The sequence below is a fragment of the Arthrobacter antibioticus genome, from assembly GCF_030063205.1.
In the GTDB taxonomy this organism is placed as follows: domain Bacteria; phylum Actinomycetota; class Actinomycetes; order Actinomycetales; family Micrococcaceae; genus Specibacter.
On sequence record NZ_JASISQ010000010.1, the window covers coordinates 22,311 to 44,117 of the forward strand.

Annotated in this window: 17 protein-coding genes; 11 read left to right on the forward strand and 6 right to left on the reverse strand. The window is 58.7% G+C overall.

The genetic code is table 11. The annotated features are described in order from the left end of the window. Nucleotides 1-47: 47 nt before the first annotated feature. Nucleotides 48-1,073 carry a M15 family metallopeptidase gene (locus tag QMG40_RS16325; RefSeq protein ID WP_283532178.1) on the reverse strand — a complete coding sequence of 342 codons (1,026 nt, stop codon included), beginning with the start codon at nt 1,071-1,073 and terminating at the stop codon, nt 48-50. Then, nucleotides 1,073-2,044, reverse strand: coding sequence for a type I pantothenate kinase (gene coaA, locus QMG40_RS16330; RefSeq protein WP_459253032.1), 972 nt, complete (start codon nt 2,042-2,044; stop codon nt 1,073-1,075). The genes QMG40_RS16325 and coaA overlap by 1 nt, the downstream gene beginning before the upstream one ends. Before the next feature lie 138 nt (nt 2,045-2,182). Between coaA and glmS the strand changes: the two genes are divergently transcribed. The 5 genes from glmS to QMG40_RS16355 all read left to right on the forward strand — a co-directional run bounded on the left by glmS (nt 2,183) and on the right by QMG40_RS16355 (nt 8,557). Continuing rightward, nucleotides 2,183-4,102: a glutamine--fructose-6-phosphate transaminase (isomerizing) gene (gene glmS / locus QMG40_RS16335; RefSeq protein ID WP_283532181.1), complete on the forward strand. Its 1,920-nt coding sequence runs from the start codon at nt 2,183-2,185 to the stop codon at nt 4,100-4,102. Between the two features lie 64 nt (nt 4,103-4,166). Then, a complete protein-coding gene (locus tag QMG40_RS16340) occupies nt 4,167-4,514 on the forward strand; it encodes a holo-ACP synthase (protein WP_283532182.1) in 348 nt (115 codons plus the stop codon). A 1-nt stretch (nt 4,515) separates the two neighbouring features. Beyond that, nucleotides 4,516-6,087, forward strand: coding sequence for an NAD(P)H-hydrate epimerase (locus tag QMG40_RS16345; RefSeq protein WP_283532183.1), 1,572 nt, complete (start codon nt 4,516-4,518; stop codon nt 6,085-6,087). Nucleotides 6,088-6,206: 119 nt separating this feature from the next. Continuing rightward, nucleotides 6,207-7,244 carry an L-glyceraldehyde 3-phosphate reductase gene (gene mgrA, locus QMG40_RS16350; RefSeq protein ID WP_283532184.1) on the forward strand — a complete coding sequence of 346 codons (1,038 nt, stop codon included), beginning with the start codon at nt 6,207-6,209 and terminating at the stop codon, nt 7,242-7,244. A gap of 233 nt (nt 7,245-7,477) precedes the next feature. Further along, on the forward strand, nt 7,478-8,557 hold the full coding sequence (locus QMG40_RS16355) for an inositol-3-phosphate synthase (RefSeq protein ID WP_283532185.1): 1,080 nt from the start codon (nt 7,478-7,480) through the stop codon (nt 8,555-8,557). A 186-nt stretch (nt 8,558-8,743) separates the two neighbouring features. Here the strand turns inward: QMG40_RS16355 and QMG40_RS16360 are convergent, their stop codons facing one another. Both QMG40_RS16360 and QMG40_RS16365 read right to left on the reverse strand, forming a co-directional pair. Further along, nucleotides 8,744-9,694, reverse strand: coding sequence for a DUF559 domain-containing protein (locus tag QMG40_RS16360; RefSeq protein ID WP_283532186.1), 951 nt, complete (start codon nt 9,692-9,694; stop codon nt 8,744-8,746). A 173-nt stretch (nt 9,695-9,867) separates the two neighbouring features. Beyond that, nucleotides 9,868-11,538 (reverse strand): glycoside hydrolase family 13 protein, encoded by a 1,671-nt coding sequence (locus QMG40_RS16365; protein WP_283532188.1) that lies wholly within the window; start codon nt 11,536-11,538, stop codon nt 9,868-9,870. Between the two features lie 189 nt (nt 11,539-11,727). Between QMG40_RS16365 and QMG40_RS17320 the strand changes: the two genes are divergently transcribed. Continuing rightward, the gene (locus tag QMG40_RS17320) at nt 11,728-12,339 is read left to right on the forward strand and encodes a serine protease inhibitor (RefSeq protein ID WP_343318395.1); all 612 of its coding nucleotides are present in this window, start codon (nt 11,728-11,730) and stop codon (nt 12,337-12,339) included. A gap of 107 nt (nt 12,340-12,446) precedes the next feature. Here QMG40_RS17320 and QMG40_RS16375 read toward each other — a convergent pair whose 3' ends face one another. Both QMG40_RS16375 and QMG40_RS16380 read right to left on the reverse strand, forming a co-directional pair. Further along, nucleotides 12,447-15,623 carry a S8 family peptidase gene (locus tag QMG40_RS16375; RefSeq protein ID WP_283532189.1) on the reverse strand — a complete coding sequence of 1,059 codons (3,177 nt, stop codon included), beginning with the start codon at nt 15,621-15,623 and terminating at the stop codon, nt 12,447-12,449. 323 nt (nt 15,624-15,946) lie between these two features. Then, nucleotides 15,947-17,197 (reverse strand): glycosyltransferase, encoded by a 1,251-nt coding sequence (locus QMG40_RS16380; protein WP_283532190.1) that lies wholly within the window; start codon nt 17,195-17,197, stop codon nt 15,947-15,949. 306 nt (nt 17,198-17,503) lie between these two features. Between QMG40_RS16380 and alr the strand changes: the two genes are divergently transcribed. The 5 genes from alr to tsaD all read left to right on the forward strand — a co-directional run bounded on the left by alr (nt 17,504) and on the right by tsaD (nt 21,797). Next, nucleotides 17,504-18,733, forward strand: coding sequence for an alanine racemase (gene alr, locus QMG40_RS16385; RefSeq protein ID WP_283532192.1), 1,230 nt, complete (start codon nt 17,504-17,506; stop codon nt 18,731-18,733). 2 nt (nt 18,734-18,735) lie between these two features. Next, on the forward strand, nt 18,736-19,335 hold the full coding sequence (gene tsaE, locus QMG40_RS16390) for a tRNA (adenosine(37)-N6)-threonylcarbamoyltransferase complex ATPase subunit type 1 TsaE (protein WP_283532194.1): 600 nt from the start codon (nt 18,736-18,738) through the stop codon (nt 19,333-19,335). A 10-nt stretch (nt 19,336-19,345) separates the two neighbouring features. Beyond that, the gene (tsaB, locus tag QMG40_RS16395; protein ID WP_283532195.1) at nt 19,346-20,083 is read left to right on the forward strand and encodes a tRNA (adenosine(37)-N6)-threonylcarbamoyltransferase complex dimerization subunit type 1 TsaB; all 738 of its coding nucleotides are present in this window, start codon (nt 19,346-19,348) and stop codon (nt 20,081-20,083) included. Nucleotides 20,084-20,181: 98 nt separating this feature from the next. Further along, complete coding sequence (locus QMG40_RS16400; protein WP_283532258.1) at nt 20,182-20,694, forward strand: GNAT family N-acetyltransferase; 513 nt, start codon at nt 20,182-20,184, stop codon at nt 20,692-20,694. Next, nucleotides 20,691-21,797, forward strand: coding sequence for a tRNA (adenosine(37)-N6)-threonylcarbamoyltransferase complex transferase subunit TsaD (tsaD, locus tag QMG40_RS16405; protein WP_283532196.1), 1,107 nt, complete (start codon nt 20,691-20,693; stop codon nt 21,795-21,797). Before QMG40_RS16400 ends, tsaD begins: the two co-directional genes overlap by 4 nt. Nucleotides 21,798-21,807 lie beyond the last annotated feature (10 nt).

Below are 21,807 nucleotides of genomic sequence, written 5' to 3' on the forward strand. Positions count from 1 at the left end.
ACTCGTGGGATTTCAGGAAGAACAAACAACGAACCAAATTGGTCGCCTTATTTATACCCTGGTGCTCCGGGAAGGCCCAAGTAGTCCTCATAGCTATGAATATTGTGCTTGTTCATATCTGTTGTCACGGACCTGCCCAGGTAACGCAGGTGCCACGGTTCGGCTAAGTAACCCGTTGTAGTTTCGTGCCCGGCAACATAGCGAACTGTGAAACCGTATTCACTTGCGTTAGCTGCTACCCACTGCCCTGCAGGGGTAGTTGCGAAACAAGGGTTAAAGTCACAAGTGGTGCCGGCATCGGCATCACCGATGTCAATGGCAAGGCCTGTTTGGTGTTCAGAATAGCCGGGCCGTGCAGAGGTGGAGTCCGCCGCGCTTTCGCCTTTGCTTGCCACATAGCCGCTGTAGACAGCGACTTGTGTCTGGAACGAGCGGTAGCTGCTCTTAACAGTGATATTGATTCCTTCCGCCGCCGCCGCTGTAAACATCCGTTCAATTGCGCTTGCTGCTTCGGCACGAACAAGGATGGGTTCCCCTGAACCAGAGCGGACCGCAGGAGTTACCAAATCCGTTGGTGCATAATCCACGGGCGCCAAAAGATGCTGTTTGTTGACCAAAACTAGAGGGCTGTTGGGATTCTGGATGTCCCAAAGCGTGGCGTCGCTGGGGGATCCATTGCCAGCGGCAAAGAGGCCCTGGATGGGTCCGTCTGCTCCGGCTCCCGCCACTGGGGGAGCCGTGGGGGCCGGGATGGGGGCCGCGGAGTTACCTGACGCCGAGAACGTTCCCTTCTCACCAGGTGTGGGCGTGCTGGCCGGTTCCTGGCCAACAGGCGAAGGCTCGGTGGCCGCGAGGGAGGTGCCCGGCGTCGTGCCTGGCTGCGATACTGCGGCAACAGGGACGGGAGCGGACTCAACCACAGGTGCCAAAACAAGGGCGCCTGAGAATATCAGGGACGCTCCGGCTATGGAGACGGCGATACCGCCAGGGCGTGGCCACGAGAACTCTCGTCGGAGTTTGGCTGCCGGGGTTTGCCTGGGCCGCCGGGCTTGGTGAAAGCCAACAACTGGCACTAGACCTTCCTTAGCAGCATGCGGCGAATGGAGTGGTCAGCATCCTTGGTGAGCACCAGTTGAGCCCGGCCCCGGGTGGGAAGCACATTTTGTAGCAGGTTGGGCTCGTTGATATTTTTCCAAATCTGGGAAGCCGTGGCAGTAGCTTCGGCATCGGATAAATCCGCGTAACGGCGAAAATAGGATTCTGGATCGGCGAATGCCCCAGTGCGCAGCGAACGGAAGCGCTCAACGTACCACTGTTCGATGTGGCTGGTTTTGGCATCGACGTAGATGGAAAAGTCGAAAAAGTCACTGACCGCCAGACCTGACCGTCCGTCGCTGCGAGGGCGGGCGGCAGCCAACACGTTCAGGCCCTCCACGATGAGGACGTCAGGGCGCCGGACCACAACCTCTTTGTCAGGCAGGATGTCATAAGTGAGGTGTGAGTACATGGGGGCGCGTACTTCTTCGGCGCCGCTCTTGACTGCACTGACGAAGCGCAGCAGCCCGCGGCGGTCATAGGATTCCGGGAAGCCCTTCCGGCCCATGAGCCCGCGGCGTTCAAGATCTGCATTTGGATACAGGAAGCCGTCGGTTGTGACGAGTTCCACATTGGGGGTATCAGGCCAGCGGCAGAGCATTTCACGCAACACACGTGCGGTTGTGGATTTCCCCACAGCTACTGAACCCGCCACTCCAATGACAAAAGGGGTGCGGGAACCGTGTTCACCCAAGAAGGTGGTGGTTGCATTGTGGAGGTGGGCGGCAGCACCAACGTAAAGATTCAGAAGGCGTGAGAGTGGCAAATAAACATCGTAGATTTCGCGCATATTCAGCTGATCGCCCAGTCCTCGCAGGCGATAGACGTCATCTTCATCCAAGGGTTGTTCAATCTTGTTGGCAAGACGGGACCACGTCTGGCGGTCCAATTCAACAAAAGGAGAGGCGCTGACGCTGTTGCCGGGCTCGGTTCTATGCGCTGTCACAATTTCAATTCTGCCTTGTTTGGGGCGGGGAGGGAAACGCTAGTGGTGCGATGCGGGAGAAGTGCTGGCTCTTTTTCAACGCTACTGCGCAATTGGATGTAGAACGTCCTGCAAGTGGATTGGGGTTTATGATTGATTTTCATGTGTGGAATTGTGGGATACGCCGGTACCGCCCCGGCTCAAGGAACAGGTTTGTCAGTCAATCACCGCGCCCTTGAGGTTTTGGTTGAGGGACTGCGTCGTTTGGAATACAGGGGTTACGATTCCGCAGGTGTTGCCGTGGCAGGTGCCGCCGGCATAGAGATGCGCAAGAAGAGCGGCAAGCTAGTGAACCTCCTCGACGAGCTTGAGCGAAACCCGCTTCCCGCGGCAACCACGGGGATAGGTCACACCCGTTGGGCCACGCATGGTGCCCCCACTGATGCCAACGCCCACCCGCACGTAGTTGACGGTGGCGCCCTAGCGGTGGTCCACAATGGAATTATTGAAAACTACTCGATCCTCAAGGCTGATTTGCTCAGGCGCGGACACAGCTTTGCATCTCAAACCGATTCTGAAGTTGCTGCCACGGTACTGGCGGAGGCCTACAGGAGCCTAGAGGGTAGTGAGAGCGTAAAAGCCGACGGACACGGGGCTGCACGCCTTTCCAAGGCCATGCAAATGGCAGCCCAGCAGCTTGAAGGTGCATTCACGTTGGTGGCCACCCACGCAGAAGTACCGGGAGTAGTTGTAGCAGCGCGGCGCAATTCCCCCCTTGTTGTTGGACTGGGTGAGGGAGAGAACTTCCTGGGATCGGATGTATCAGGATTCATTGACTACACCCGAAGAGCTGTAGAGCTGGGGCAGGACCAGGTTGTCACCATCACGGCCGAGGATGTTGTGATCACCGATTTTTACGGTGCCCCCGCGGAGGGCCATGAATACCTGGTTGACTGGGATGCTGCCGCCGCCGAAAAGGATGGCTACCCCTCCTTTATGGAAAAGGAAATTAACGACCAGCCAGCCGCTGTTGCGCAAACTCTCCTGGGCCGCTCAGACTTGGCGGGTAATCTGACACTTGACGAGCTGCGCATTGACCCGGCTGTGCTAAAAACAATTAATCGTATTATTGTGCTGGCTTGCGGCACCTCTGCCTACGCTGGACAGGTGGCGCGGTACGCCATTGAGCACTGGTGCAGGATCCCAACGGAAGTGGAACTCTCGCACGAGTTTAGGTACCGGGACCCCATTGTGGATGAACGTACGCTGATTGTTTCGCTCTCGCAGTCCGGGGAGACGATGGATACCCTGATGGCTGTGCGCTACGCCCGCGAGCAGGGCGCCAAGACGATTGCCATCTGCAATACCAATGGATCGACCATTCCGCGAGAGTCGGATGCCGTTCTGTACACGCATGCCGGACCCGAAATCGCCGTGGCTTCCACCAAGGCGTTCTTGGCGCAGCTGGCCGCAGCGTATCTGCTGGGACTTTATTTGGCACAACTGCGTGGGAACCTCTTCCAGGGGCAAATCAAGGATATTTTGGCTGAGCTGGCCAAGACGCCGGCCAAAATCGCCACGGTGTTGGCCAACGCTGAGCAAATCAAGGAACTTGCCCGCAGCATGGCGGATACCCGCACGGTGCTATTTCTTGGCCGTCACGTTGGGTACCCCGTCGCCATGGAAGGTGCCTTGAAGCTGAAGGAACTGGCTTACATTCATGCCGAAGGATTTGCGGCTGGGGAACTTAAGCACGGCCCCATCGCCTTGATTGAAGAAGGGCAAGCCGTCATTGTTGTTGTCCCTTCACCCCGTGGCCGGGATTCCCTTCACGCGAAGGTTGTTTCCAATATTCAAGAGGTTCGTGCCCGCGGAGCCAAAACCATCGTGATTGCGGAGGAAGGCGACGAATCCGTACGCGAACATGCCGAGCACGTGTTCTACATTCCGGAAACGAGCCCCCTCCTTGCTCCTTTGCTGACCACTGTTCCCTTACAGATCTTTGCGTTGGCACTGGCAACGGCGAAGGGCTACGACGTGGACCAGCCCCGCAACCTAGCCAAGTCGGTCACCGTTGAATAACCGGCTGTGAATTGCTGGTTTGTTCAAGATGAGCCGTAGGAGCGGGTAGGGATAGGCTGGGGTCATGATTATTGGCATTGGCGTGGACGTAGTTGACATTGAGCGGTTTGGTCGTCAGATGGAGCGGACTCCTGGGCTGCTCGAACGATTGTTTGTTCCTGCAGAACGTGGCCTAAACACACAGTCGCTGGCGGCAAGATTCGCTGCAAAGGAGTCCGTAGCGAAAGCTTTGGGTGCCCCTGCCGGGATGAACTGGCAGGACTGCTGGATCGGCCTTGACGAACACGGTCCCACCATCAATGTCAAGGGCACAGTGGCTGCCGTTGCCAAGGCCAAAGGCATCAAAAGTTGGCATTTGTCCATGAGCCACGACGGCGGTATTGCCACCGCCATGGTCATCGCCGAGAGCTGACATGCTCAGCGCCTACACAGCTGCGGCTGTTCGTGCCGCCGAACAGCCGCTTTTGGCTGCCGGGAGTGGCCCCGAACTTATGCGAAAGGCGGCGCATGGGCTCGCCATGGGAGTAGTTGCGAGTCTGCGTGACCGCGGCCAAGGTGTGTACGGAGCCAAGGCGGCGCTCTTGATTGGTTCCGGTAACAATGGCGGGGATGCTCTTTACGCTGGCGCTTATTTAGCGGCCCGTGGAGCGCGGACGACGGCGTTGCTAACCGATGCTCACACCCACCCTGAAGCGTTGGCTGCTTTTGAGCAGGCTGGCGGTTTCTGTGTTCGCGTGGTGGCGGACTTCCTCCCTGAAGCTAAAGCTTCCGACGTCATTATTGACGGCCTGCTCGGCACAGGTGGACGGGGCGGGCTCCGGGAGCCGGCGGCAGGGGTGGTTGCGGAGTTAAACAAACTTGCGGCCCAAAACAGGCCCTTAGTTGTGGCATGCGATCTGCCCAGTGGAGTGGACGCAACCACGGGGGAAGTATTCGCCCCAGTGCTGCGGGCGGATCGCACCATCACCTTTGGTGCCCACAAGACAGGGCTGCTGGCCTCCCCCGGGGAGCAAGCCTGCGGAACACTCGTCCTGATTGATTTGGGCCTCCAGGAGCACCTCTACGAAGCTGACTTGTTCAGACTTGTGCTTAGCGACTTGGCTGCATTGCTACCGCGCCCAGCGGGAGCTGATCAAAAATATACCCGAGGGGTTGCAGGCATAGTGGCCGGATCCGTGCAGTACCCAGGGGCGGCTCTGTTGGCTGTGGCCGCCGCGTCAGCGTGCGGGCCCGGAATGGTGAGCTACCTTGGGCCTGAACACGTGGCAGCGGCACTGCATGTACGCAATCCTGAAGCCGTATGTTCGCAGGAGTCCCCACGGAACGTGCGTGTGCAGGCATGGCTTGCCGGATCAGGTATTGATGGGGATCCGGCGCAGCTTGAGCGGGCATCTGAGGCCATACTGGCCGGCGGTGAGAGCGGTATCCCCGTGGTGGTTGATGCTGCGGCGTTGGAGCTTGTGAAGCCTGCCCATGGTGATGAAAACTCCCATCTAGTGCTGACCCCGCACGCGGGTGAACTTGCAACCCTCCTTGCTCGACACGGTGTTGCTCTGAAACGAAGTGCCATTGAGGCGGCACCCTTGGCCGCGGCACGTAGGGCGGCGGTGATGTTTGGCGCTGTTGTGCTATTGAAAGGGCCAACCACGGTTGTGGCCCAACCTGACGGGAAAGTTTTTACGCAGTCCAACGGCACACCGCGGCTAGCAACGGCTGGAAGCGGCGATACGCTGGCAGGGATACTTGTTGCCCTGCTAGCCATGGGCGCCGGAATAGGTGAATTGGCCCGGACTGCTGCGCTGGCCACCGCGCTGCACGGTGAGCTGGCCTCCTTGGAGGTGGCCCCCGCAGACCTTGCTTGCGTAGGAACTGGTTTGGCTGCCGAAGCGTCTGCGCGAGGGCAACAACTACAGCCCCTGAATGCAGGGATGCTTGCAACGAAGATTCCAGCGGTGTGGGGACGCCTCTGCTCGCCTGTGCAGTAATCAACTGTGCAGTAATCAACGCGATGCCGAGCCTGCGTCCGGAGTTGGCGCATCTTAGCTGCGGCGGTATGACAGGAGCGGGACGCAGGTCACAACAAATCAGTGGCAAGATAGTAGCTATGACCTTTCACGCCGCAGAAAACCGTTATGAAACCATGCCTTACCGCAGAGTTGGCCGCAGCGGGCTGAAATTGCCAGCCATTTCGCTAGGACTGTGGCACAACTTTGGTGATGACAAGCCGTTCGAAGTGCAGCGGGCCATCCTTCGTCGAGCCTTTGATTTGGGCGTTACGCACTTTGACTTGGCCAACAACTACGGCCCGCCTGACGGCTCAGCGGAAACTAACTTTGGCCGCCATTACAAGGACGACTTCCGTTCACACCGCAACGAACTCGTCATTTCCACCAAGGCCGGTTACTACATGTGGCCCGGTCCCTATGGTGAGTGGGGCTCACGCAAGAACCTCCTGAACAGTCTTGACGATTCGCTCACCCGCATGGGTCTTGACTATGTTGACATTTTTTACAGCCACCGGCCCGATCCGGAGACGCCCATGGAGGAAACCATGGGTGCTCTGGACCACGCAGTGCGCTCCGGTAAGGCCTTGTATGCGGGCATCTCCTCATACACGCCAGCTCAGACGCTTGAAGCCGCCCGGATTCTCAAAGAAATGGGTACGCCGCTGCTCATTCACCAGCCCTCATACTCCATGCTGAACCGCTGGACTGAGGAAGGGGAACCAAACCTTTTCCAGACGCTCGACGCCGTTGGGGCAGGTTCCATAGCGTTCTCCCCGTTGGCGCAGGGCATGTTGACCGACCGCTACCTCAATGGTGTGCCGGCAGATTCGCGGGCGGCGAAGGAACGCTTCCTGCACGAAAATGACCTCACCGAGGAAAAGATGGGGCGTGTGCGAGCTCTCAACGAGCTGGCATCCACCCGTGGACAGTCCTTGGCGCAGATGGCCATTGCATGGATACTTCGGGAACAAAGCAATGCGAGCCCCGTCGCCTCAGCTTTGGTGGGCGCCTCGAGCGTTGCGCAGCTGGAAAACAACGTTGCCGCTATCAGAAACCTGGAATTTAGTGAAGCCGAGCTGCGCTCCATCGATGAGTACGCCGTCGAATCTGGGATAAACAAGTGGGCACAGAAGTAGTTGGGGGCCCACATGAGTAACAACGGTCTTTGATAAAAGCAAGAGATTTTCCTGCGCCGGAGGAATAAATTCGGAACAGGGTCAGTTTACAAGAATGGTTAAGGGCGCCGTTGGGGCGCCAGGTCCGGTCGAACAGCCGTGCGTCGTGTCTCTACGTAAAACGTAAAGGCGTGCGTCGACCCATCACCGCAAAGTGAGAGCCGGACCCGTGTGAGTTTTTATGAAGGAGTTCCGTGTCCAATCATCCTATTCGGGTTGCCGTCGTAGGCGTGGGAAACTGTGCCTCATCTTTGGTGCAGGGAGTCCAGTACTACCAAGATGCTGATCCCAGCGTCAAGGTTCCTGGCCTGATGCATGTTAATTTTGGCCAATACCACGTCAATGATGTGCAGTTTGTTGCAGCATTCGATGTTGATAGCAAGAAGGTTGGGCTGGATCTCTCGGATGCCATTGGCGCCAGCGAGAACAACACCATCAAGCTGGCCGACGTCCCCAACTTGGGCGTTCCGGTGCTTCGCGGCACCACCCTTGACGGTCTTGGCAAGTACTACCGCGAGACCATTGTTGAATCTGACGCCGATCCGGTTGACGTTGTGGCAACACTGAAGGCAGCCAATGTTGACGTCATGGTTTGCTACCTACCGGTTGGCTCAGATGCCGCAGCGAAATTCTATGCACAGTGCGCCATCGACGCCGGTGTAGGCTTCGTCAACGCCCTGCCCGTTTTCATCGCAGGCACCAAAGAGTGGGCTGATAAGTTCACTGCCGCCGGCGTTCCGATTGTGGGAGATGACATTAAGAGCCAGATCGGTGCCACCATCACGCACCGTGTCATGGCCAAACTTTTTGAAGACCGCGGTGTGGTTCTTGACCGCACCTACCAGCTTAACGTTGGTGGAAACATGGACTTCAAGAACATGCTTGAGCGTGAGCGGCTTGAATCCAAGAAGATCTCCAAAACTCAAGCCGTCACCTCCAACACCTCAGCAGTGCTGAGCGAGGACGACGTCCACATCGGGCCATCTGACTACGTTGCCTGGCTTGATGACAGGAAATGGGCTTTTGTCCGTCTGGAAGGCCGCAACTTTGGCGACGCTCCCGTGTCGCTGGAATACAAGCTTGAAGTATGGGATTCACCCAACTCAGCTGGAGTGATCATTGACGCCATCCGTGCGGCAAAAATCGCCCTTGACCGCGGCATTGGTGGCCCCATCCTCTCAGCCTCGAGCTATTTCATGAAGTCCCCGCCGGAGCAGTACGCGGACGACATCGCCCACGAGAAGGTTGAAGCATTTATCCGGGGCGACCTCTAACCCCGACGCTCGCTCACTCCACGTCGTGTTTATTGTGACGCTCGCTCACTCCACGTCGTAAAAAGCAGAACGCTCCTTCACTGAACTGCTCCCCGAAAGTTGGACTGAAATATTCAATCCAACTTTCGGGGAGCAGTTAATTGCTGAGGGAGGGTTCTGCTTTAGGCTGTGTGGTTTGGGACGATTTTAGCTACCTGTAGCGAACCCGGAGGAAACCCTGGGATCTACCTTGGCATGCCGCAACACGTTCTTGATCACGCGGACGGCATCTTGAAAGCTATCTGCCAAATCTGCCTGAGTGAATACTAAGACCGTCCAGCCAGCGGCTTCGAATGCTTTATCCCGGCGTCTATCACTTTGCCGCTGTAGCTCATCCAGGTGATGAACTCCATCGTATTGGAGGGCTATGCGCCGACTTCGGTAGCCAGCGTCTGCACAAGGTGCCCCTGGCCGTGGCCAGAGGGTGACTTGCAGATCAGGCTCCGGCAGTCCGGCGTCGAGCATGGCCAAACGAAGGAGTGTTTCGGGAGCCGAATCAGCTCCCACACGCATCAGTTCAAGGGCTGCCCGCGCACGAACTACGCCCTGTAAATTCCTGTGCCGGCCCACTAACTCCCGAAGCGCCACAAGAGTGGAGTAGGGAGTCTCCCGATCCTCAAACTCCGGCCGCGGAATGCGAATCAGCTGATCCCCGGTGCACACCAGATCGTCAAGGTTTAGGATGTGCGCAAGATCAAGCCACGTACGGGCCCTACCGCTGATTCGCAGATCTCCATGAGTCTCCACTTCACCGGGAAAAGCAACCACGGTATGACCGATGATTCCTTTGCGACGCGCTCCGGGCAGTTTTCTAGGCTTACTCAAATGCAGCTGATCAGAGCCCGAACACCACGGTGGAAGAACCATTTCATGCAACCTTGCAGCTGTGGTGTGCGAGATCCAGGCCTCCGGAGTCACCACGCACAGGGCACGAGCTGCGCTGCTGAGCTCAAAATCCCAGTCCTTCGGCCGGTACAGGCCACGGCCCACGTTTGTGATGTGCGTATTCCTGAGCTGACCCGCCGAAAGTCCTTGCGTCATGGCTTCAGCGCGGGTGAACGGAACCGATGGGACACTGAACGCATCGTTGGAGTTCATGGAACAAGTGTGGCTCACATACGGCGCGGGCGCCTGAAGTTATCCACAGCAGGGGGACCACCTACTCGCCGTCGCTTATGGAGCGACGGCGAGTGAGCGAGCGTCCGCTGAAACCCGACGTGGAGTGAGCGAGCGTCCGCTGAAACCCGACGTGGAGTGAGCGAGCGTCGGTACTAGGGGGCGACCCACAGCGTTGTTTCTGCTCCTATGCTGCCCACATGTAGTTCACCGGAGCTCAGGACCACCTGGGAATGGTCAACACCGAAAGGCAGCTCCGCGGGTGCGTCACCAAAGTTGGTTATAACCTCCCAACCATTCGGGCGGCGGTAGTGCACCACCGCGGCTGCCGGTTCACTGAGCCATTCCAGGGACTCTTCAGATTGCAATTCGCGGCGTATTTTCAGGGCACTGCGATACATCTCAAGGGTGGAACCTGCGGTACCGTCCTGCACCGAGGCAGCAAAGTCAGCGAACCAGTCCGGTTGCGGAAGCCACGGGCGGCCACCAAAACCAAAGTTGTCTTCCGAATCGGACCATGGCAGTGGTACCCGGCAGCCGTCGCGACCCTTGACAGTGTTTAAGGTGCGGAACCACGTGGGGTCCTGCAACGAAGAAGCCGGCAGATCAGCCACTTCAAAGAGGCCCAGCTCCTCACCCTGGTACAGGTAGGCCGAGCCCGGCAGGCCCAGCATGAACAACGTTGCAGCCCTGGCCCGGCGCAAACCCCGCGCAGAATCCAATTCTGGGGACGCGCCGTCGGCCAGCAGCCACGCCTCAAGATCGGCATGAGTGCTCCCGTCGGGCAGTGCGTAGCGTGAAGGGTGACGAACCACATCGTGGTTTGAAAAAACCCAGGTCGAGGATGCTCCGGAAGCTTCAGCCTCCAGCAGACATCTCTGCGCTATGGTACGGAATTTCACGGCAGCAAAAGGCGCCTGCAGCAAATCAAAGTTGAAAGCCTGTCCCAGACCGGAGGGTTGGGCGTACTTCAGACGCCGCTCGGTAAACGGTACCCACGCTTCAGCAACGGCAGCCTTGGGCGGATCGTATTCGTTGAGCACCGAACGCCAACCCGCGAAGACCTCATGCACCTCATCACGGTCAAAGATGGGATCGGTACCGTCATCAACCAAGATCTCCAACAGCGGCTTGGAACGTAGCGGAAGGGACATGTCCTTGACCAGTGCGTGCGCCACATCGATGCGGAAACCGTCAACGCCGCGGTCCGACCAGAAGCGCAGCGTGGTGTGGAAATCCTCGCGTACTTCGGGATGATCCCAATTAAAATCGGGTTGTTCGGTGGCGAACAAGTGCAGGTACCACTGGCCCAGTGACCCGGCATTGGGACCGGCAGTTTCCACTATGCGAGTCCATGCCGGACCGCCAAAGTGGGAGGGCCAATCGGACGGTGGAAGCTCGCCATTCTCACCCAAACCGTCGAAGAAGTGGTACCGGGTGCGCTCGGGGGAACCCGGGGCGGAAGCTAAAGCAGCTTGGAACCATTCGTGCCGGTTGGAGGAGTGGTTAGGCACCACGTCAACAATGATCTTGATACCGGCAGTGTGCGCCGCTGTCACCATGTCATCGAAATCCGCCAAAGTCCCCAGACGCGGGTCAACGTTTCGGTAGTCATCGACGTCGTACCCGCCGTCGGCAAGTGCCGAGGGGTAGAACGGGCTGAGCCATATGGCATCGATACCCAGTGCCGAGAGGTAAGCCATACGCGAGGTGACACCGGGCAGATCACCGATTCCGTCGCCGTCGGAGTCGGCAAAGCTGCGCGGGTAGATCTGGTAGACGGCGGCTTGGCGCCACCACGTGGGATCTGAGGAAATGCGAGACATAATTTGTTGGATCCTCTCATGCCGCCGGATATTTCCCAGCGCTGGGCGAACAGGTAGATCAAGAGTAACGGTGCCATAGCCCAGAGGCGTGAAGCAAAGCCGGTTGTGACATCAGTATGAACTGGCTGGTTGCCAGTAGATCAACAGGTGCGTGCGTTAGCATGGCAGAAACTCATGGAAGCGGTCGTCATGTCCAAACAGCAGCATCTGACGCGGAAGATCGAGACGCGGAAGTGTAAGACCCCTAAGGTACCCGGTTATTCACGGCTTGCCGTTGTGGCCCTACTCATCACAGCCCTAGCAATGATAGCGGGGTGCGCCCAACAGGCCCCGCAGGGGCAGCCCGGCAAAGCCCCCACTGGCACTGCGCCGGCCACGGGCACGCCTGCTACGAGCGCTGAGCCGTCCGCGCCGGGTAGTTCCAGTGCCACGGGTAGTTCCATAGCGGCGGGTGACGTTGATCTGTCCATTGCTCTCACTGAAGCTCCCGGGGCGGCCCCGCGCCATTTCCGCCTCGTGGCCAACGGTCCCACCCCTGCTGCCGATTCCACCTTGCCGGACTCCACGGCCGCGCTCGCCGCAGTGGAAGCACAAGGTGAGAAATTGTTTTTCCCTGTCCCGGACCCAACACGCGCCTGCACACAGCAGTACGGTGGCCCGGAAATTGCTGTAGTGACCGGCTGGTTTCACGGTAAGAAAGTGAATGCCACCTTCAAGCGCACCGACGGCTGTGAGATCGCCAGTTGGGCGGCACTGGCTCCCCTGTTCGGTGCGCTAGCGGGTGGCACGGGAGCCATCTAAGGGCTCGCGTTTGTATTGGCCCGGCAGGTGGGCACCGCACGACGGCGGCCATCCAGACTTGCTGGATGGCCGCCGTCGTGCGGTGGATCCGGGTGTGCGGAAGGAACCTACTGCTTTAGATCCGTTACGGGCGCGGTGTCAGGGAACAACGACAGCGCCTTCTTGTCCTTGATCGGCTTGCCCTTGTGGGGGCCCTCCTTATTCGGGGCTACTGCGGCGCCCTTGGGGGAAACAATGACGGAAACAAAGGTCTCGGTGCCTGTGTCACCGAAAGAAACACGGCCCAAGTAAGAGCCAGGCTTCAGTCCCTTCCAGCTCAACTTCACATTGCCGGACTTGCCGTTGGCCAGTACCAGCGGGTTCGGTGACACCGAGGCGTTGCCGAAGTTGGCGCCAAGCACGGCTGCGTCAACTGTTGCTGCAACGGCGCCGTCTCCGGTGCTGGAATACAGGTTGGCCAGGACGGTGTAAGTTCCCGGTGCGGGGTTCGTCAGTGAGAGCGTTTCACTGGAGGAACCAGTCCGCACGTCGCTAAAGACACCTTCCGGGTTGAACACGATCATGTCAAAATCGGCGTTGGGGTCTGAAGAAATCACTTGGAATTTCGCCAGCTTTGTCCCCTCCGGAACGGTCACTTCCTTCATGAAGTTGGACTTGTCAGTGCCCACGACGAGCGGACCCGGAACCAGTTTAATGGCGCTTGAATCGGCCTTTGACAGCCCATCCAACGTCATATTTACCGGTGAGTTGGTGCCTGAAATTACCGGGATATCACCACTGCCTTTGCCCTTTTTGGAGGTAAAAGCAACCTCCGGAGCTACAAGGACGGGCATGGGGCGTACAGCAACAGGCGAGGTGACGGTAGCGCCGGCACCCTGCCAGGATACGCTGCCCATGGCAAAGGCGCCCATTGCTGCTGAGGCGTTTTCAAAGGTGACCTTGAAAGTGCGCTGATCGCCAGCTGCGGCGAAATTCAGTATCGAGGGTGTGACCTTGACATTGACGCCTGGCACGTTGGCCGTGGCACGGTACAGGCCCGGTTTCAGGGCTGTGACTGTGCGCGTGAGAGTAACTTTTCCGGCCAGCGCACCCACGGCAAAGGATGCCACGTTCATGTCGCGCGGCGCGGTACTGCCCAGCCCCGGTATACCCAGATCCATTCCGGTTCCCTGAATGAACTTCAAGTATTCGGTGTCACCGGCGTCGTACGCCAGTCCGGGTGTGAGCGCCTTGACTACGGCTGTCTGGCCCGCGCCTGTGGCAAACACGTCAGTGTTCTTGCTGCCGTCTGCATTGACCACGTCAGTGGCCGTTGTCATCATGGCGGACTTCACTGTTGCAGGAGACCAGCTCGGGTTCACGGCCATCAACAATGCGGCGAAACCGGCAACATGAGGAGAGGCCATAGAGGTTCCGGACATCATGCCAAACTGGGCGCCACCGGTAGCAATGGGTGAAACCCCGGCCAATACGGCCACGCCAGGGGCGGCAACGTCTGGTTTGAGCAGATCTGAACCCGTGGCACCCAACGGCCCGCGGGAAGAGAAACCAGCAATTTGAGGCTGCGGCTCAACAGGTAGACCCGTTGTGTCCTTGTCCACCAAAGCAACCAGAATATCTGGGTTTGCGATGACCTTATCCTTGATGATCTGGGTTGCAGGTGGGTTCACATGGACTGTGGGTACTGCGTGCAGATCCACATCCTCAGAAGAAGCAGTGACGTTGGCCAGGATCATTCCCACGCCACCGGCACGCTTAACTTCGGCACTCTTAGCTGTGCGGTCAATCACTCCACGGTCACAGACCACAACTTTGCCGGCAACTTTGGCGCTGTCCAAGGAGTCGGGCCCGCACAGTTCAGGGTTGGCTGCACCAGCAGCGGCAGCCGTAACGGCTAGAGTCACTGGACTCTCCGGCAAGCTCTGCGCCATCATGCTGGCACCACGGAATTTGGTGCCGTCAGAGAACTCCGCCGTGCCTTGGAGCTCGGAGGAGAAGGAGGATGCCGCAACAGTGGTTACCCACGGGGCACCATGGTTGACTGTCCCTGCTGTGGGTCCCGAGTTACCGGCTGAGGCGGCAACGAAGATCCCCGCTGAGGTGGCAGAAAGAAAAGCCAGTGAGACGGGGTCTGTAGTTGTTGTGGTACTTCCTGAAATGGAATAGTTAAGTACGTCAACACCGTCCAGGATGGCCTGGTTGATGGCCGCAACAGCGGAGGATGAATAGCAGCCTCCAGTGGCAGGATCATTGTCCTCCCAGCAGATCTTGTACACCGACAGCTTGGCGCCCGGAGCCACCCCGCCGGTGATGCCCATGTCGCGGTCACCAATGGTGGCGCGGATGTCGGCGTTACCTGCAGCGGTGCTGGCCGTGTGCGTACCGTGGCTGGCGACGTCAACGGGGGAGAGCACTTCTTGGGGTGCGCGATTTTCAGGTGTCACATATTTGATGAAATCATCGGCAAAGTAGTGCGCGCTGAGTACTTTGGAGTTGCACGCGGAGCCATCAAAATCGGCTCCCGTTTCTTGGCCCACCTGGCATTCGCCGGTGAACGTATCGCCATTGGCCTTGAGCATGGCGATCTGGCCATCATCAGTGCGGTAGGGCACACCGACTTGCGGCTCGCCTGTCAACGGCTTGACCTCATCACCTGCGAAGAACGGGCTTGAGGGTGTGTAACCGGTATCGATGACACCGACAACCACGCCTTCGCCAGCTTTGTCTACGCCGCCAAAGGAGGTGTTCCAACTTCCATCTGGGCCACTAAGGCCCAGGAAGTCAGTGCTGGAGTAGTCGGGGGCATTCTCAGTATCCGGAGCCACAGTCAGAACGGCCGGATCCTTAGCAAGTGCCAAAGCCTGTTCCGCTGAAAGGTCCGCGGAGAAACCATTGAGCGCTGCAGTAAACGTGCGCTTTACTTTAACGTTTTCGGTCTTGGCCACCGTGGCCTGTTTGTTCTCTAGGTGGGCTTGATATTGCTGCACCTCTGGCCGTGTGGCATCGAGCTTTTGCCCAGCCTGTGGTTTGGTGGGCGCCAATCCTGCCGTACCGCCTTCATACATGGCGATGGGCTGCTCGGCAAGGACCACAATGTAGCGGCCAGCTTGGTAGAGCAGTGGATCAACGTTTGCTTGGGTAAGGCTGGTTATGCTCTGCCCGCTCGGGTTGGCCGAGGCTGGCAATGCGCCCACTGTGACCAGAAGCAGTGGTAAGCCCGCACAGACGGCAACGGCTTTCCGTAGTCCAGGGCTTCGAAAGAGAGTTCTTCCCGTTCGTTTCATGTGGCTGTGAACCTTTCAACAGGATCTCCGCCGGGCGTCGTTGCCCGCCGGTTGCAACATGGTCATCCGGCAGGGGACCCGAGTTCACAATGGGTGCATGATCAGCCGGTGCGACCACCAGAAACACGTTAGCCACTAGCGGAGAAAAAGTGTGGCCCAGACCACAAGAAAAGGTAAAGACTAGTCAAAAGGGTAGCGATATCGCCGGAAATGCGGCCCAACCTGCGGCTGAGCAGAGCAGGAGTGGGCAGCAGGACTCGTCAGAGCGGCGCCCAGTGCAGCAGGACCCCCAGAGCCGCGCCCAGTGCACAAGAGTCGGGAAATCAGCAGCCGGGTACGGGAATGTGCTGGTATTTCAAGGCCAGGTCATAGCTGAGGATTGTTTGGGCTGCCGTTTTTTCCCAGCCGTAGGCTTCAGCAAACACCGACGCCGCCCGGCCCATATCCGCCCGTGTCTCACCGAAATCATGAAGAGAGGCGATGGCTTCGGCCCACAATTTTGCTGAACGATTGGCAACCAATAGTCCTGTGCGCCCGTCGCTGACAGCTCGCGGTAGGCCGCCAACGCTGGTGGCTATGACAGGTGTGCCACAAGCCTGGGCCTCCAACGCAACCAGTCCAAAGGACTCGCTGGAGGAAGGCACTGTGACAACATCGGCACTGCGGTACCAATCGGCAAGGATGGCGGCCTCGACTGGCGGGTGCACGGTTGCGAAGGCAGATAAACCGGCGTCGGCAATCATCGCGGTGAGATCGTATTTGTCATTGCCGCTGCTGGCCCCAAGGAAAGTAAGCTCAAGATCAATGTCGGGACGTTCGGTTCGCAAAATAGTTGCCGCTTTGACAAGGACGTGCGGGCCCTTGAGTCGCTGTAGGCGTCCGGCAAATACTATGTGGAAGCGCTCGGGGGCAATGCGCAGCTTCATTCGGGAGCGGTCCCGGAAGGCGGGCTTAAAAATCTTTAGATCGACCCCAGGGGAAACCACATCGATCCGCTGCTCGCAGCCGTCGTAGTGACTTTCAAGTTCGGCTGCCTCGGCTGTGGTATTCGCGATCAAACGTGTAGCCGCTGCGACGATCTGCTGCTCACCATCTTCGCGGATTCCCGGTTCAGCGCTCTGGCCGGGCTGAAGGTGATCATTTTTCACACGGGCCATGGTGTGCATGGTGTGCACGAGTGGCAGATCCAGCCGCTTGGCCACCAGAATCCCGGCCATCCCTGAAACCCAATAGTGTGAGTGGATAACACGCACGGCTTCCCCGCTGAGGGAAGTCACATGGTCAGCAACGGCGTCGGCCATCTCCGTGATGAGCTCTGGGAGAGCTTCTTTGGCCACCTTTGTAAAGGGGCCAGCTGTGATGTGGTGAACGTAAACTTGGGGAGCCAGCTCAACGGTGTCTGGCTGCGTGGCGGCTGTACGTCGAGTGTAGATATCCACGGCCACGCCGGTAGCGGCTAGTTCCAGCGCCAAATGACGAACATAAACGTTCATGCCCCCCGCATCGCCGCCGCCTGGTTGCTCAAGCGGGGAGGTATGCAGTGAAAGCATGGCCACGCGTCGGATCTGATGCACAAAGTCCTCCTGACGTCCCGTGGTTGGTTCGGTTTAACAGTAATTGTCAATTGCAAATTACAGCAGTTGCACGCAGACGCCCGCTCGTGCAGCGACTGAAAATACTATACTCGTCTTCCTGCACCGGGCCCGGACGGTCCGCCTTGAATCAGCTTTAAACGAGCCCTGCGCAACGTCCTATTCCGACATTGCGGCCGGCACGTGGAGAAAGTCCTCAGCGAGGCGAAACGATGCAAAGCAACCCAGCGTGGCAGCACAGAAAGGCAACGAAAAGAAAAGAAGACAAAAGAGGCCTAAAATGGGTATGTGAGCTCCCTCGTTACGCCGGTTCCTGCACCCAATTACGGTCTTGAACGGCAAGCCATCATTGACCTGTCCGCGATCGCCAATAATATCCGTCACCTGCGTTCCATCGCCGCCCCAGCCAAACTGATGGCCGTTGTCAAAGCGGACGCCTACGGGCACGGGATGGTCCAAGTGGCCCGCACGGCAGTGGCTGCCGGGGCGCAGTGGTTGGGCACGGCCCACGTCTCCGAGGCTTTGGCCCTGCGCACAGCAGGCGTTGAGGTGCCGGTGCTTGCCTGGTTACACACACCAGCAACCGATTTCACGGCTGCGGTAGCGCATGATATCGATTTGGGTTGTTCCGGATGGGAAATTGAGCACATTGCTGCCGCGGCCCGCGCCCTGGAACATCCGGCCAGGGTGCATCTGAAGATTGATACGGGTTTGGGCCGCAATGGTTGTTCCCGCAACGACTGGCCGGCACTTCTTGCCACTGCTGTGGAGTACCAAAACCAGGGATTGTTGAAGGTGGTTGGCGTGTTCAGCCACTTGGCCGTGGCCGATGAACCCCAGCGCCCTGAAACTGACGAGCAGCTAGAACGTTTCCGTGAGGCGGTAGCCATTGCGGAACAGGCCGGTGCGCAGTTGACGGTGCGCCATATCGCGAACACCCCCGCCACTCTTTCCCGGCCAGACACACACTTTGACATGGTCCGGGTGGGGCTTGGCATTTACGGTCTTTCCCCGTTCGCAGACCAAACCTCCGCACAGCTGGGCTTGGTGCCGGCCATGACCTTGCAGTCTCAGATTGCCTTGTGCAAGGATGTTTGCGCCAACCAAGGTGTCTCCTACGGTTTGAACTATAAAACAACGGAGGCCACCACGTTGGGCTTGGTACCCCTTGGTTATGCCGATGGTGTGCCGCGCATCGCCACGGGCGGGCCTGTTCGCGTCAATGGAATCACGTACCCGGTGGTGGGGCGTATCGCCATGGACCAGATGGTCATTGACCTAGGGTCCACAGCTCGCGAAGGGTTTGGCGGTGCTGCTATTGACGGTTCTGCGTTGGGTGCCACGGCAGTACTGTTTGGCAACGGGAACGACGGCGGACCTTTAGTTGAGCAGTGGGCGGCGGCTGCCGGAACAATCAACTATGAGATCGTGACCCGGGTCAGTCAGCGAGTCCCGCGCACCTATGTGGGCGGGGTCCCGGTGGAGGGCGCTGTCATTTCTACCGATGGGGGCAACTAAGAATGTGGGAATTTGCTACTGACACCGCGAAGCAAACCCAGCAGCTGGCCGGGAAGCTGGCCGGGCTGTTGGCCGCAGGTGACTTGATTGTTTTGACCGGGGAACTCGGTGCAGGTAAGACCACTTTCACGCAGGGCCTTGGCCGCAGTCTCGGTGTGCGCGAGGGAGTTATTTCACCGACCTTCGTGTTGGTACGCATCCACCCAAACCTGCCCGAGGGCGCTAACCCTGGCGGTCCTGATTTGGTCCACGTTGACGCCTACCGGCTGGGCACACCCGGTGAAATTGATGACATCGACTTGGAAAACACCATGGACACCTCGGTCACAGTGGTGGAGTGGGGCGCTGACAGGGTGGAGCATTTGGCCAGTAGCCGGTTAGAGATTGAACTCATCAGGGCGGTTGGCGGTGGCGTGCCCACCACTTTTCACACATCGCACGCAGTGCACCAAAACACGGATGAAGCCGCTGATTTTTTGGACAGTTTTGATGCTGATGAGGATGACGAGGAACCCCGCACCCTACGCTTGACCGCCATCGGGCCGCGCTGGGAAGGCACCGATTTTTCCATGCTCGGCCAGCTTGTGAACACAACAGAATAGACTCAACTACGTGCGAATATTGACCATTGATACATCGGCTGCTGCCAGTGCCACCATTCTCGACTTTGATCCACGGGACTCCGTGCGGACTGCCGAGGTGGTGGCAAATTTTGCCACGACTGAAACACGCAGCCACGCTGAGGTGTTGGCGCCGGGGGTTAAGTCTCTTTTTACTGACCCTGTCACAGAAGGCCCGGCACTTGACGCCATTGTGGTGGGTACCGGGCCGGGGCCCTTCACCGGTCTGCGTTCAGGTATTGCCATGGCACGCACGCTCAGCTTCACATGGGGGATTCCGCTCTACGGCATGATGAGCCTGGATGCACTGGCCCACCAAGTTTTTGATGCCCCTGCCTACCGATCTGGTCGAGCTGTGGGGCCACTGGCAACCAGGGATTTTGTGGTGGCTACGGACGCCCGGCGCAAGGAAATCTACTGGGCAAAGTACAGTCCGGGAGCTCACTTGCTGGATGGCCCCCACGTTGGTCCGGCCAACGAAATTTTTGCCGCTGACGTATTCGGTGCCGGCGCTGGTCTCTATGCAGAGGTACTCACCGGCAACCGTTGCACCGTGTTCGAGCTGTTTGCGCAGGCCCAGCCAACGGCATTGGAGCTGGGACGTGCCGCTGCCCGCAAAATTACTGCTGCCGGTTCGCTTGAGGCGGCAGGGCTGCTGGATTCAACACCGCTGTATCTGCGTGAATCTGATGCGAAGGTGCCCGGACCCCGGAAGCGGGCCCTGCCGTGAGTGATCCTGCCGTTAACGATCCTGCAGTGAGTGATCTGGATGAGTTCGACTCAGCCGTGAGTAACTCGGGAGCGCACGTCCCGGCTGTTCTGCGTAACATGGTTGCCAACGATGTTGACTTCATCACCGCCTTGGATAAGACCCTCTTTGGGGTTGATTCGTGGCCACGATCCATGTTTGTTGGTGAGCTCAGGCAACCCGAAACACGGCGTTACATCATCGCGGAGGTACCCTCCGGCGTCGAACATCAGGGGCGGAATGCCCAGATAGCTGGCTATGCCGGTCTCATGTGTGTGCCGCCCATAGGGGACATCCAAACTATTGGCGTGCTGCCCGAATTTGAGGGCCGGGGCATTGCCCGGGCAATGTTGGATGAGCTCGTCGATGAGGCGCGACGGCGCGGCGCGGCCGACGTCATGCTGGAGGTTAGCTCAACCAATCCGCGGGCGCAGCGACTGTATCTGCGCTACGGTTTTGAACATATTCATACGCGGCGCAGATATTACCGCGACGGCTCAGACGGGCTAATCATGCGCTTGACCGTGCCCGTTGAGAGCGCAGAAGCTGCCACCAATAACTGGGCAGCAACAGACCCAAAGGATCCATCATGAATCAAAGCAACCCATTGATCCTGGGCATTGAATCCTCCTGCGATGAAACCGGTGTGGGGCTGGTCCGCGGCACCCAGCTGTTGACCAACACAGTGTCCTCATCCATGGCGGAGCACGTCCGCTTTGGTGGTGTCATCCCCGAGATCGCCTCCCGGGCGCACCTCGATGCGTTTGTGCCCACCCTGACGCAGGCACTGGAGAGTGCCGGGGTCACAATGGCGGACGTTGACGCCATTGCCGTCACCAGCGGGCCGGGCCTAGCGGGTGCGCTCATGGTGGGTGTTAGCGCTGCCAAAGCACTGGCGCTGGCCACCGGCAAGCCGATCTACGCAATCAACCATTTGGTGGCGCACGTTGGTGTGGGCTTGCTGGCTGAGCCCCTTGGAACTGGCTCTGAAACTGCCGGCTGTGAAAACTCTCAACTACCGGAAAACTTGGGAGCCCTCCTGGTCTCTGGCGGCCACACAGAGATCCTGCGGGTACGCAATATTGCCTCAGATGTTGAACTTCTTGGTGCCACGATTGATGATGCTGCCGGTGAAGCCTTTGACAAGGTAGCCCGGCTGCTGGGGCTTAATTACCCTGGCGGCCCGGCCATCGACAGACTGGCCAAAGAGGGCAACGCCAAGGCTGTGCGGTTCCCGCGCGGGCTGACGATGCCCAAGTACATGGGCACTGCGGAGGTTCCCGGTCCACACCGCTACGACTTCTCCTTCTCAGGGCTGAAAACCGCGGTGGCACGCTGTGTGGAAGGCTACGAAGCTCGTGGTGAGGACGTCCCGGTAGCTGACATTGCGGCGTCGTTCCAGGAAGCTGTGCTGGATGTCATCACGGCCAAGGCTGTGCTGGCATGCAAGGAACAGGGCATCACCACCTTGTTACTTGGTGGTGGTGTGGCGGCAAATACCCGGTTACGGGAGTTGGCCGGGCAGCGGTGCTTGGCGGCGGGAATCACGCTTCTGGTCCCAAAGCTATCGCTGTGCACCGACAATGGCGCCATGGTGGCGGCCTTGGGCGCGCAGCTAGTCATGAGTGGTGTGGGCCCCAGCGAGCTCTCCTTCGCACCCGATTCCTCTCTGCCAGTGACGTGTATCAGCCTCTAGATGTTCTCAG